13 protein-coding genes are annotated in these 12440 nt (G+C 74.9%); 6 read left to right on the top strand and 7 right to left on the bottom strand.

The genetic code is table 11. From position 1 onward, the window contains the following. Window positions 1-87: 87 nt before the first annotated feature. A complete protein-coding gene (locus KSE_RS38570; protein ID WP_014136807.1) occupies window positions 88-513 on the bottom strand; it encodes a hypothetical protein in 426 nt (141 codons plus the stop codon). A 194-nt stretch (window positions 514-707) separates the two neighbouring features. Here KSE_RS38570 and KSE_RS18240 point away from each other — a divergent pair, with 194 nt between their 5' ends. From KSE_RS18240 to KSE_RS18230, 3 genes are all read left to right on the top strand, one after another. Continuing rightward, entirely contained in the window at window positions 708-1226 is a 519-nt protein-coding gene (locus KSE_RS18240) for a SigE family RNA polymerase sigma factor (RefSeq protein WP_014136806.1), read from the top strand. Continuing rightward, on the top strand, window positions 1223-2041 hold the full coding sequence (locus tag KSE_RS18235; protein ID WP_014136805.1) for a hypothetical protein: 819 nt from the start codon (window positions 1223-1225) through the stop codon (window positions 2039-2041). Before KSE_RS18240 ends, KSE_RS18235 begins: the two co-directional genes overlap by 4 nt. Before the next feature lie 87 nt (window positions 2042-2128). Continuing rightward, window positions 2129-2926, top strand: coding sequence for a hypothetical protein (locus tag KSE_RS18230; protein ID WP_014136804.1), 798 nt, complete (start codon window positions 2129-2131; stop codon window positions 2924-2926). A gap of 101 nt (window positions 2927-3027) precedes the next feature. Here the strand turns inward: KSE_RS18230 and KSE_RS18225 are convergent, their stop codons facing one another. From KSE_RS18225 to KSE_RS18215, 3 genes are all read right to left on the bottom strand, one after another. After that, window positions 3028-3804 carry an ABC transporter permease gene (locus KSE_RS18225; RefSeq protein ID WP_014136803.1) on the bottom strand — a complete coding sequence of 259 codons (777 nt, stop codon included), beginning with the start codon at window positions 3802-3804 and terminating at the stop codon, window positions 3028-3030. Then, a complete protein-coding gene (locus tag KSE_RS18220; protein ID WP_014136802.1) occupies window positions 3801-4799 on the bottom strand; it encodes a daunorubicin resistance protein DrrA family ABC transporter ATP-binding protein in 999 nt (332 codons plus the stop codon). The genes KSE_RS18225 and KSE_RS18220 overlap by 4 nt, the downstream gene beginning before the upstream one ends. A gap of 93 nt (window positions 4800-4892) precedes the next feature. After that, a complete protein-coding gene (locus tag KSE_RS18215; protein WP_014136801.1) occupies window positions 4893-5561 on the bottom strand; it encodes a DUF4097 family beta strand repeat-containing protein in 669 nt (222 codons plus the stop codon). 15 nt (window positions 5562-5576) lie between these two features. Between KSE_RS18215 and KSE_RS42185 the strand changes: the two genes are divergently transcribed. Both KSE_RS42185 and KSE_RS18210 read left to right on the top strand, forming a co-directional pair. Further along, window positions 5577-5765, top strand: coding sequence for a hypothetical protein (locus KSE_RS42185; protein ID WP_148283113.1), 189 nt, complete (start codon window positions 5577-5579; stop codon window positions 5763-5765). Between the two features lie 54 nt (window positions 5766-5819). After that, window positions 5820-6575, top strand: a complete 756-nt coding sequence (locus KSE_RS18210; protein ID WP_014136800.1) for a helix-turn-helix domain-containing protein — start codon at window positions 5820-5822, stop codon at window positions 6573-6575. Between the two features lie 102 nt (window positions 6576-6677). Here the strand turns inward: KSE_RS18210 and KSE_RS40135 are convergent, their stop codons facing one another. Further along, window positions 6678-8651: a lamin tail domain-containing protein gene (locus KSE_RS40135; RefSeq protein ID WP_106437680.1), complete on the bottom strand. Its 1974-nt coding sequence runs from the start codon at window positions 8649-8651 to the stop codon at window positions 6678-6680. 221 nt (window positions 8652-8872) lie between these two features. Between KSE_RS40135 and KSE_RS18200 the strand changes: the two genes are divergently transcribed. Next, window positions 8873-9802 (top strand): LysR family transcriptional regulator, encoded by a 930-nt coding sequence (locus KSE_RS18200; RefSeq protein ID WP_014136798.1) that lies wholly within the window; start codon window positions 8873-8875, stop codon window positions 9800-9802. Here the strand turns inward: KSE_RS18200 and KSE_RS18195 are convergent. Both KSE_RS18195 and KSE_RS18190 read right to left on the bottom strand, forming a co-directional pair. Then, a complete protein-coding gene (locus tag KSE_RS18195; RefSeq protein ID WP_014136797.1) occupies window positions 9796-11043 on the bottom strand; it encodes a metallophosphoesterase in 1248 nt (415 codons plus the stop codon). The genes KSE_RS18200 and KSE_RS18195 overlap by 7 nt on opposite strands. A 161-nt stretch (window positions 11044-11204) precedes the next feature. After that, window positions 11205-12326 carry a MerR family transcriptional regulator gene (locus tag KSE_RS18190; protein ID WP_014136796.1) on the bottom strand — a complete coding sequence of 374 codons (1122 nt, stop codon included), beginning with the start codon at window positions 12324-12326 and terminating at the stop codon, window positions 11205-11207. Window positions 12327-12440: the final 114 nt, after the last annotated feature.

Below are 12440 nucleotides of genomic sequence, written 5' to 3'. Positions count from 1 at the left end.
GTCTTCCGCCCGGGCCGGCCCGGCGGCATCCGGGACACACCCCGAGCCGCCCCGGAACCGGGCCCGGGGGCGGGCTCAGGGGTGCGATCAGGGGCGGCGGCGGTCGGCGTACCGGGCGGCGGCGGCGAGCAGGGCGAGGGCGGCGGTCAGCGGGGTCAGGCCGGCCGGGACGTCATCGCTGCGGTAGGACGAGCCGTCGGGGAGGACGCAGGAGAGGCCGACGGTCGGGAACACGTCGATCCGGTGGTCGACGACGTCGAGGGCGGGCCGGCCGGGCACCCGGCAGGGGATCGGCGGGCTGGAGTCGGTGCCGCCGGAGCCCGCCGAGTAGACCGCGAACGAGAGCAGCAGCAGGAGCAGCCCGGCCGACAGCACGGCCGCCCCGGCCGGCAGCAGGGCCGACAACCGCAGCCAGCGCCGGTCGAGCGCCGCGCGGACCGACCGGACCAGCAGGGTGACGGACACCCACAGCAGCACGGGGACGAGCACGAGCCAGCAGAACAGCACCGCCACGGAACCAGCCTCCGGGGGAACGGACCCGGGTCGGGTCGCTTCCGTCAACAGGACTCCGCGGAAAGGTCGTTCGGTTCCGCACGGTGGCGGGACGAGGCGGGGCGGTCCGGGAGACTGGCCGCGGTCCGGAAGACTGGCCGCGGCCCGGGAGATTCGCTGACAACCTTTCGGCGCGGGCGGGACGTGAGGGTGTTGTGAGTCGAGAAACCGAGGACGACGCCTACGCGGCCTTCGTCGAGGAGGCGTGGCCGCGGCACCTGCGGACGGCCACGCTGATAGCGGGCAACCGCGACCTGGGGGAGGAACTGCTCCAGGACTGCCTGGTCAAGCTGTACGTGCGCTGGCAGCGGGTCAGCGTGGACGACCCGCACGCGTACCTGCGGCGGATGCTGGTCAACGGCAACATCAGCCGCTGGCGCAGGTTCCGCCGGGAGACGCTCACCGCCGAGATCCCGGAGCCGGCGTCCGGCCACTCCGGCCCGGCCGACGACGACACCGCGGACGCGCTGCACCGCGCCCTGCGGGCGCTGCCGCTCAAGCAGCGCGCCGTGGTGGTCCTCCGCTACGTCGAGGACCTGACGGAGAAGGACACCGCCGCCGTCCTCGGCTGTTCGGTGGGCACCGTGAAGAGTCACCACGCGCGGGCTATGACCCGCCTGCGCACGGTCCTGTCGGGGACGTGGTGGAAGCACCAGGAGGTGGCTGCCCGATGAGCACCGAGTACGACGAGCTCTCCCAGGCCCTCCAGGCGCTGAAGGACCGCCAGCCGCCGCCCGGCCCCGCCCCGGTGGCCGACCTGCTCCGGCTGGGCCGCCGCCGCAGGCGGCGCCGCAACGCCACCGCGCTGGTCGGGGCGGTCACCGCGGTCGCGGCCGTGGTCGCCACCACCTCGATGGTCCTCGCCGCCGGCCCGGCCCGCTCCTCCGGTCGGGGGCCCGCGCACGGGGGCAGCCCGTCGCCGTCCGCCACCGCCTCCGCGTCGCCTTCCGGGACGCCGTCCGCCTCGCCCTCGCCGTCCGCCTCGCCCTCGCCGTCCGCCTCGCGGCCGCCCGAGGCGGGGAAGTTCGGCGCGGACATCGCGATGCCGGCGAAGTTCACGTACGTCTACGGTTTCGCGTACCCCTCCCCGCCCCGGATCCTCGGCACCTACGAGGTCAAGTCGGGCGCGGCCACGATCGGGACGCTGTACCTGGACGTGCGGAAGACGGGCGGCGCGCCGGTCAGCAGCGGCCAACTGCTCTCCCACGCCGACTGCACGGGCCAGGGCTTCTGCGCGATCGACACCCGGCCGGACGGCACCAAGGTGCAGACCCAGATCCCGCCGGAGGTCGACGGCGAGCTGCGGACCGCGAAGGTGTTCGTCTTCCGCCCGGACGGCAGCACGCTGGCCGCGGTCTACCTGAGCGAGAGCGGCTCCGACGCCGCCGCGCGCGCCGGCGGCGTGAAGGTGACCAAGGAGGAGGTGGTCGAGGCGGCCCTCTCCGAAGGCTGGCACGCCCTGGTCGCCCCGGCGCCCGGCCCGTCCTGACCGGCGCGCCGGACGGGCGGCGCGTACCGGCCGTTGGTTCCTCCGGCGGGTGACAACCTTCCGGGGCGGCCGGTGCGTGGGGAGGGTGTGAGCCGAGAGACCGCGGACGGCGTCCGCACCGAACCCGCAGCCGAGCCGGCAGCCGCGCCCGCGCCCGCGGCCGAGCCGAACCCGTGGGCCCCGCGCGAGTACCCGGCGCCACCGGCCGGGGGGACGGGGGCGTACCCGCACCCGGGCGGGGCCGACGGGGGGCGTCGGCGTCGGCTGGTCTGGGGGCTGGCGTTCGGTGCCGCACTGCTGGTGGCGAAGGGCGGGCTGGCGGTGCTGAACGAGGTGGGGGAGGACCGGGGGGACACCGGGAGCGCTCCGCCGCCCGCGTCCGCGCCCGCGTCCGGCTACCGGGAGGACCGGGCGGTGGACGAGGCGCGGTTCCGGATGCCGGCCGGCCTGCACCTGGTGACGACCCGCGTGACGCTCGAACCGGTCTACCTGGTCACCTCGGTCTTCACCAACGAGGACGGGGGCCGGACCGGCACCGTCCGGGTCGAGGCGACGCACGTCCCCGGGGTGCCGCGCGGCACCGCCTACCGGCCCGCGCCGGACTGCGGCGGCCGGGCGTCCTGCACCGTCACCGCCCGCCCGGACGGGGCCGTGGTGCTGACCGACACGCCCGTCGGCGCGGGCGGCTACCCCGCGCACTGGTCGGTGGCGGTGTACGGGACGGACGGCAGCCTGGTCACGGCCGGCTTCGACGTCGACGCGGCCTCCGACCGCACCCGCCCGTACGCCGAGCACCCGCTGCTGACCGTCGGCGAGCTCACCGAGGTCGCGCTGATGCCCGGCTGGCGGATCATGGCGGAGCGGCCGCCGGTCGGCTCGCCCTGACCACGGCGGCCCGGCCCGGTACGGCACGGCGGTACGGCACGGCGGCGCGCACCGGTGGGGGACCGGTGCGCGCCGCCGTGCCGTACCGCCGTGCCGGGCGGTTACTTCGGGTCGCGGTCGAACTGCGCGCGGGACCAGCGGTAGCCGAGGACGGTGAGGGCCGCGCACCAGAGCAGGGCGATCCACCAGTTGTCGCCGATCGGGGTGCCGAGCAGCAGGCCGCGCAGGGTCTCGATGGCGGGGGTGAAGGGCTGGTACTCGGCGATCGGCTGGAACCAGCCGGGCATCGAGTGCAGCGGGACGAACGCGCTGGAGATCAGCGGCAGCAGGATCAGCGGCAGCGCGGCGTTGCTGGCGGCCTCCGCGCTGGGGCTGCCCAGGCCCATGCCGACGGCGATCCAGGTCAGGGCGAGCGAGAAGAACACCAGCAGGCCGAACGCGGCCAGCCACTCCAGCACGTTCGCGTCGTGCGAGCGGAACCCGATCGCCACCCCGACCGCGCCGACCAGCACCACGCTGGCCACCGACTGCAGCACGCTGCCTGCCACCCGGCCCAGCAGCACCGAGCCGCGGTGGATCGCCATGGTGCGGAACCGGGCGACGATGCCCTCGTTCATGTCGGTGGCCATCGACACGGCGGTGCCGACCACGGTGGAGCCGATGGTCATCAGCAGGATGCCGGGCACCAGGTAGGCGACGTAGGCGCTGCGGCCGAGGCCGCCGCTCATCGCGCCGCCGAAGACGTAGACGAAGAGCAGCAGCAGCATCACCGGGGTGAGCAGCAGGTTCAGGGTGAGCGAGGGGTAGCGGCGGGCGTGCAGCAGGTTGCGCCGCAGCATGGTGGACGAGTCGCGGACGGCGAGGGCGAGCGTGCTCATCGGGCGTTCTCCTCAAGGGCGTTGGCGGCGGCGGTGTCGGTGTCGGCGGAGGCGGTGCTCTGGGCGGGGACGGCGGGGTTGCCGGTGAGGGCGAAGAAGACGTCGTCGAGGTCGGGGGTGTGGACGGTGAGTTCGTCGGCTTCGGTGCCGGCGGTGTCGAGGCGGTCGAGGACGGAGCGCAGGGCGCGTTGGCTGCCGTCGCTGGGGACGGCGAGGGTGAGGGCGGTGTCGTCGCGGGCGGCTTCGGTGAGGGCGTGGGCGGCGGCGCGGTAGGCGGCGGGGTCGGTGAAGCGCAGGCGGACGTGTCCGCCGGGGACGAGGCGTTTGAGTTCCTCGGCGGTGCCCTGGGCGGCGATGGTGCCGTGGTGGAGGACGGCGATGGTGTCGGCGAGTTCGTCGGCTTCCTCGAGGTACTGGGTGGTGAGCAGGACGGTGGTGCCGTCGGCGACGAGGCGGCGGATGATCTGCCACATGTCGTGGCGGCTGCGGGGGTCGAGGCCGGTGGTGGGTTCGTCGAGGAAGATGATGCGGGGGTCGCCGACCAGGGTCATGGCGATGTCGAGGCGTCGTTTCATGCCGCCGGAGTAGGTGGAGGCGGGGCGGTCGGCGGCGTCGGTGAGGTCGAGGCGGGCGAGCAGTTCGGCGGCGGTGCGGCGGCCCTCGGCCTTGGGGAGGTGGTGCAGGTCGGCCATCAGGAGCATGTTCTCGGTGCCGGTGATGAGGCCGTCGACGGCGGAGAACTGGCCGGTGACGCCGATCGCGGCGCGGACGCGCTGGGGGTGGGTGGCGAGGTCGTGGCCGCCGACGGTTACCTGTCCGGCGTCGGGGCGGACCAGGGTGGAGAGGATCTTGACGGCGGTGGTCTTGCCGGCGCCGTTGGGGCCGAGCAGGGCGAAGACGGTGCCGGTCGGGACGGCGAGGTCGACGCCGTCCAGCACGGTCTTGTCGCCGTAGGACTTGCGCAGCCCGTTCGCCGCGATGGCCAGGCCGGTCATGGGGAGCTCCCTTGGTGGGGTGTGCGGGGTGGTGGTGGGGTGTGCGGCGGTGCGGGCGTTGCGGCGTTGCGGTTCCTGCGGTGTGACGGTGCGTCAGATCGTGCGGGCGGAGATGTCGCCGTTCGCGGTGGTGGCGCGGATGGTGACCGCGGGGACGTCGTCGGCGTTGCGCAGGGCGTTGTGGACGCGGCCGTGGCCGGTGCCGGCGTCCAGCGCGGCGGAGGCGCCGCGGGTCACGCCGACCGAGATCGAGCCGGACTTGGTGGAGAGGTCGAGCGTGCCGCGCACCGCCTCGGCGACGGTGATGTCGCCGCGCTGGGTGCCGATCTCGGCGGGGCCGGTGAGGCGGCCGACCTCGATGCCGCCGTCCTGCAGGGCGAGGCGGGCGGCGGACGCCTCGTCGAGCTTCACGGTGCCCCGGGCGCCCTCGAAGGAGACGTCGCCGAGTCGGCCCACGCCCCGCAGCCGGCCGTCCGCGCTCTTCGCCCGGACGGTCGAGCCGGCGGGCAGTCGGACGGTGACCTCCACGGCGCCGGACGGGCCGAGCAGGCGGTGCGCGGCGGAGTCGGTGACGATCCGCAGCACGCCCTCGGCGAAGGTCACCTCGGTCTGCTCGACGGCCTTCGCGTCCCGGCTCCTGGCCGGGTCGGCGGGGCCGAGCTCGACCACGGTGTCGGTGCGGTCGGCGGCGATGAACCGGATCGGACCGGCCGGGACGTCCAGGACGACGGTGATCGGGGCGGGGGTGGCGAACTGCTGCACGGTGTGCTCCCTGGTGTGCGCGCCGCGCTGTCCGGCTGCGGCGCCGCTTCGTTTCTGACAATGGAAACGCTACGTTGCATTCAAGGGTCAGGCAACAAGCTTGTTGCAATCAAGGTGCATCGCCGCAGCTCACGGCAGCAAAATCGTTGCAACGATCCTGGAGGTAACGCAACGTCAGGACAGGTGATCGTTGCAATGAAATGAGGGTGAACGCTATGCTGGGCGCGGAAACGACACGCACCGCAGAAGGAGGGCCCGATGCCGGGAGGCAGGCTCACCCAGCAGGAACGCCAGCAGATCGCGCTCGGGCTGGCCGACGACCTCGCCTACGCGGAGATCGCCCGCCGGCTCGACCGCCCGACCTCGACCGTCACCCGCGAGGTCCTGCGCAACGGCGGCCCGGCCGGCTACCGGGCCGACCTCGCCCACCGCGCCACCGAGCACCGCGCCCACCGCCGGAGCGGCGCCGCCCCGGCCCGCGACCCGCGCCGCGCCGACCGGCCGGACGACGGGCGCGACCCCGCCGCCGTCGACGCCTTCGAGGAGACGATCACCACCGTCTTCATGCACTCCGGCCTGAGCCGGATGCCCGCCCGGGTGCTGGCCGCGCTGCTGCTCACCGACTCCGGCACGCTCACCGCCACCGAACTGGCCGACCGGCTGCGGGTCAGCCCGGCGTCGATCTCCAAGGCGGTGGCCTTCCTCGACGAGCAGTCGATGATCCGCCGCGAGCGCGACGAGCGCCGCCGCGAGCGCTACCAGGTGGACGAGGAGATCTGGTACCAGTCGGCGGTGGCCAGCGCGCACTCCAACGCCGAGGTCGCCGCCACCGCCCGGCAGGGCGTCGCGGTGCTCGGCACGGGCACTCCGGCCGGTGAGCGGCTGGAGAACGTCGCCCGGTTCCTCGACCACCTCTCCGAGATGCTGCTGCGCGCCGCCGAGCAGGCGCGCGAGCTGCTCTCCGCCAGGCCCGCGCCGGAGCCGGGGGAGGAGTCGGAGTCCGGGGAGCGCTGAACTTCCTTGCCCGGCGGCCCGGCGGCCCGGCGGCCCGGCGGCCCGGCAGCCCGAAGGCCCCGACCGCGCGGAGTGCGGTCGGGGCCCGGGTCGCTCAGGGGGTCAGCAGGGGAAGGTGCCGCTGTAGAGGGCGTGCCCGTACGAGGAGGTGCCGGTGCCGAAGCCGTAGACGCCGTCGTCGCTCCAGACCGCCTCGCGGAAGCCGCCGGCGCAGGTGGAGGTCGGGGCGAGGGCGAAGCCCTCCAGGTTGTCGACCGGCATGACGGCCGGGTTGGTGTAGGTGACGTCCGGGACGATCGCGCCGGAGGCGTTCACCTTCAGGAAGGTGTGGGTCTCGCCGCAGGTGTTGTCGCAGGTGGCGACGATCCGCTGGGTGCCGGCGTCGTAGGTCACGTCCATCACGCCGGCCTTGCCGGTGGAGACGGTGGCGAAGGTGGTGAAGCTGCCGTCCGAGTTGAGGCCGTAGACGTGCAGGGTGCCGTCGTACTCCAGGCCGGCGAAGAACAGGCCGTCGCCGTGCAGCGGGTAGTTCGCCGGGTTGTAGGCGGCGCCGGTCAGCGGGTCGGTCCAGCCGTTGGCGGTCAGCCAGCTGTCCGGGACGAAGCCGACGCCCTCGAAGCCGAGGTTGGCGTCGTCCTTGTTGCCGGTGTCGAGCTGCGGGAACTGCGCGGTCATGTCCCACTGGCGGACCGGGGTGAGGACGCTGCCGGTGGCGGTCGGGTCGAACTCCATGATGGTGTCCTTCGGCGCGGTGTTGTTGGCGTTGTCGCGCTCGGAGGTCACGTAGACGTGGCCGTTGCCGCCGACGGTCAGGCCCTCGGAGTCGGGCTGGCCGGTGCCGCCCGCGAACCGGATCTGCTTGCCGGTGGCGCTCCAGGTGGCGTCCGGGATCCACTTGCCGTTGCTCTTGACCAGCTTGTACAGCCAGTTCTTGTTCTTCGCGGCCCACAGCACGGACGGGTTGGCCGGGTCGAAGGCCAGGCCGCTGACGTCGCGGCCCTCCGGGCCGGTGGAGGTGGTGAACGCGCAGACGTTGTCGGCGATGGTCACGTCCGGGCCGCCGGGCCAGGACTGGGTGCCGGCCGGGGCGGAGCCGGTGCCGCCGGGCGCCTCGGGGGTGCAGCCGCTGGTGAGCGCGCCGCCGCCGCCGAGCAGCCGGCCGGTGCTGCCGCCGCCGGCGCCGCCGCCCGGGCTGCTGCCGACGCAGGAGTTCACGGCGCCGAAGGTGGCGTTCGCGGAGGTCCGGAAGCCGGCGGCGCAGCGCTCGTCGGAGGGCGAGGCGCCGGCGGCGGCCCAGGTGGTCGAGTCGACGGTGTTGCCGCTGCCGTCGATCAGGAACAGCGAGTCGTTGCTCCCCAGGCCGAGGGTCGAGTTGAACGTGGCGTAGCCGCCGGCCGGGATGCTGGTGGTGCTCGGGGAGGAGGCCGAGACGGTGGCCGCGGTGTGCGTGGTGTCGTTGTCCACGTACCTCCAGGAGCCGATGCTGACCGCGCTGGTGCCGCCGTTGTACAGCTCGACGGTGTCGGAGCCGTCCGAGCCGACCTCGTTGACGACGACCTTGCTCGCGGCCGGGACGCTCGCCGGGCAGCCGGCCGCGTTCGCGGAGCCGAAGGTGGTGGCGGTGGTGGTGGTCACCCACGCGCCGGTGCCGTCGCCGCCGCAGCGGGCCATCGCGGGCTTGGCCTTGTTGGCGGCCCAGTCGACCCGGTCGACCACGGTGCCGTCGGCGGTGTAGATCACCACCTTGTCCGAGTCGCCCAGCCCCTTGGGCGAGTCGAAGGTGACGAAGCCGCCGGCCGGGATGCTGCTCGCGGACGGGGTGAAGGTCTGCGGCGAGAACCCGTCGTCGGCCATCTTCCAGCCGCTGATGCTGACGGCCGCCGGGCCGCCGTTGTACAGCTCGACGGTGTCGTTGCCGTTCGAGGTGACCTCGTTGATGCGCACGTTCTGGTAGCCGGCCGGGTCGGCCGCCGAGGCGGCCGGGGCGGCGAGCAGGCCGGTGGCGACCAGGCCGGAGAAGGTGAGGGAGAGGGCGCACACGGAGGCGACGCCGACACGCGAGTGTGTAATGGGCACGGGCCGGAACTCTGGCGACACCACATGGAGACAGCGTGTACGCGGGCTGAATCGCGGCCGCTGGCCGTCGGAACGCCGGGTGCCCGGGGGCGGGTTCGGGCCAACCGGGGCGGACCGGCCCGGCCACAAGCAACGGTTGACTCTGATGCCGCGTTTCCGCAGCTCGTACAACCCACAACCGCCACGGCCACAACCTTCCGTTGTTCAGTAGGGTGGCCGCCATGGACCTCGAAGCCGTACGCACCTACGTCGCCGTCGCCGAGTCGGGCCAGTTCCAGAAGGCCGCCACCGACCTGGCCATCACCCAGCAGGCCGTCTCCAAGCGCGTCGCCGGACTGGAGCGCGACCTCGGCGCCCGGCTGTTCACCCGCACCCCGCGCGGCGTCGAACCCACCGTCGACGGGCAGGCGTTCCTGCCGCACGCCCGCGAACTGCTCCGGGTCGCCGACCGGGCCGCCGCCTCGGTCCGCCCCGGCGGCCGGCCGCTCCGGGTCGACGTGCTCAACTCGCGCGGCGCGGCGGCCCGGCTGATGCGCTCCTTCCACCGCGCCCACCCCGGCGTCGAGTTGGACATCGTGATGCTGGTCGACATCGAGGACGCGGTCGCCGCGCTCCGCTCCGGCACCATCGACGCGTCCTTCCGGGCCGTCGCGATGCCCGGCCGCCCGCTGCCCGACGACCTCACCGCCACCCCCGTCACCGCCGAGCGCCTCGACCTGCTCACCGGCCCCGGCCACGCCCTGGCCGCCGCCCGCTCCGTCCCGCTCGCCGACCTCGCCGGCCACCGGATCTGGATGCCCGGCATCCGTCCCGGCAGCGAGTGGGGCGCCTACTACGAGGCGCTGGCCGCCGGGTTCGGCCTCACCATCGAGTCGACCGGCCCCAACTTCGGCTCCGACGCCCTGCTCGACACCATCGCCGACACCCCGGCCCTGGCCACCTTCATGGGCGAGGACACCCGGCTGGTCTGGCCCACCTCGTACGGGCTGCGCCGCGTCCCGGTCACCGACCCCGTCCCGGTCTACCCGCACTCGCTGCTCCGCCACCGCGACAACCCGCACCCCGCGCTGCCCGCCCTGCTGGCCCACCTGGCGGCCGCCGCGACCCCGGCCGCCCCGGACGCCTGGGTCCCCGACTGGGCCCGCTACTGATCCTCCGGGCCGCCCGCGCGCAGGGTCAGCACGGTGACCTCGCTCGGCGCGAACACCCGGAACGGCGGGCCCCAGAAGCCGGTGCCGCCGCTGGTGTAGAGCAGGGTGCGGTCGCCGTGCCGGCTCAGGCCGCGCACCACCGGCTGGTCGAGCCGGACCAGGTAGCGGAACGGCCAGATCTGGCCGCCGTGGGTGTGCCCGGAGAGCTGCAGGTCGACGCCCGCCTCGGCGGCCCGGGCGACGTACTTCGGCTGGTGGGCGACCAGCAGCACCGGCAGCTCCGGGTCGGCGCCGGCCAGCGCGGCGGCCAGGTCGGCGCGGTGCCCGGCCAGGCCGGAGGACTCGGCGGTGACGTCGTCCACGCCCGCCAGCACCAGGGTGTCGCCGCCGCGCTCCACCCGCAGGTGGCGGTTGTGCAGCGCGTCCCAGCCGAGCTCGGACATCCGGTCCAGCCAGCCCTGCGCCTCGCTGCCGTACTCGTGGTTGCCGGTCACGTACACCCGGGCCAGCCCGGCCCGCACCGCGCCGAGCGGCGCGGACTGCGCGCGGCGGCGCTCCGGCGTGCCGTCCGCGATGTCGCCGGCGTGCACCACCACGTCCGCGTCCAGCGTGTTCACCAGCTCGGTGACCTTCGCCGACCAGGCCGCCCGGTCGATCGGCCCGTAGTGGGTGTCGGCCAGCAGCACCACCCGCAGGCCGTCCAGGCCCTGGCCCAGGCGCGGCAGCCGGACGTCCAGCCGCCGCACCCGGGGCACCCGCATCGCCTCGTGGTACCCCCAGCCCAGCAGGACCGCCGCCAGCACCAGCACGGCCGCCGCGACCAGCCGGGCCCGGCCGCTCCCGCCGCTCCCGCCGACGCCGAACCCGGCCAGCAGCCCGTCCGCGACGGCGCCCAGCACCGAACAGGTCCACAGCACCCAGACCACGCCGAGGCTGGTGTCCGCGACCCGGGCCGCCCGGTCGTCCCGCGAGCTCGACCGGTGCCCCGCCAGCATCAGGAACGGGAACCCCACCGCCCAGCCCACCAGCGCCGCCGTCCCGGCCGCCACCACCGGCAGCGGCCAGTCCGTCCCGGCCGCCAGCAGCGTCCACCACGGCGGCAGCACCAGCAGCACCAGCGCGGCCACCAACACCCCCAGCCGCCGCGCCCCGGCCCGCCGCCGTCGCCGCGGCCGCGCCTCCCCGGCCCCCCGCTGCGCGGGGACCGCCGCCCGATCCGTGGCCGTGCTGCCGTCCGTCACCGCTCGCCCTCCCGGTCCTCGGCCCCCTCCGGCCCGGCGTCCGCCGCGGGAGGTGGCCCGGCCCCGAGTGTCGCGCACCGGCGGGGAGCGGCGGTAGCCCGGGGGGGAACGGCGGTAGCCCGGGCGGTACGCGGTGCGCGGTGCGCGGGTCGCGGCCGTACTCAGCCCACCAGCAGCCGCAGGCCCAGCTCGGCCGAGTCCAGCGCCGCCAGTTCGCGGTTGCGCTCGGCCCAGCGGCCCGAGTCCAGGTCGGCGCGCAGGCCGTCCACCGCGCGCCGCTCGGCCCGCGCCCCGACCCTGGTCCACACCGACACCGCGCGGCGCACCCGCTCGTCCAGGTACGCCTCGGGGCGGCGCCAGTGCGCTTCGAAGAAGCCGTCCGCGCAGTCCCACGGCACCGGCACGGGCTCGGCCCGGCCGCCGATCGCCCGGGCCATGTCCGCCAGCGAGGGCCGGTCGGCGAGCAGCGCGCCGAACTCGGGCAGGTAGTCGCGGGTGAGCCAGAACCGGTCCAGCCAGCCGGGGGTGTCGGCGTCGTAGGTGAAGACCACCACCCGCCGGGCCACCCGGCGCATCTCGCGCAGCCCGGCGATCGGGTCCGGCCAGTGGTGCACGGTGCTGACGGCCATCGCGGCGTCGAAGGCGTCGTCCGGGAACGGCAGCCGCTCCGCGTTCGCGGCCACGCAGGGCGCGGCGCCGGCCGGCCGCTGGGCCCGCATCACCGCGGACGGCTCGACCGCGATCACCTCCCGGTCGGCCGGCTCGTACGAACCGGTGCCCGCCCCGACGTTGAGCACCGTCCGGGCGTCGCCGAGCGCCTGCTGGATCCGGGCGGCGATCCGCGGCTCGGTCCGCCGGGTGGCCGGGTAGTCGAGCCCGATCCGCTCGTACAACCTTGCTCCCAGCACCTTCAGTTGCTCCTCCGGCGTGGTCCTGATCCCCATGGCCCGCCCCTCCAGTTCCCGGTCGATGGCGGCCACCATCGCGGCCGTCCGGTCCCGCTGCTCGACCAGCAGGCCGCGCAGCCGCCGCAGTCGCGCGGCGGTGTCCGCGGCCGGGTCGTCGACCAGGTCCGCGATCTCCCGCAGCCCGAACCCCAGCCGGCGGAAGGCGAGCACCTCGCGCAGCCGTTCCACGTCCCCCGCCGAGTACGCCCGGTACCCGGCGGAGGTCCGCGCGGACGGCCGGACCAGCCCGATCCGGTCGTAGTGGTGCAGCATCCGCACACTCGCCCCGGACAGCTCGGCGACCCGCCCCACGGTCAGTCGTTCGTGCTCTTCCACGCCGGTGACTATCCGGCATCACACGGTGTCAGGGTCAAGCCCGGATGCCCGGATGCCCGGATGCCCGGATGCCCGGATGCCCGGATGCCCGGATGCCCGGATGCCCGGGCGCCC

The organism is Kitasatospora setae KM-6054 (assembly GCF_000269985.1).
GTDB classification, from domain to species: domain Bacteria; phylum Actinomycetota; class Actinomycetes; order Streptomycetales; family Streptomycetaceae; genus Kitasatospora; species Kitasatospora setae.
Note: the sequence above shows the minus strand (reverse complement) of the source record. Positions and strands in the feature narration are given on the sequence as shown.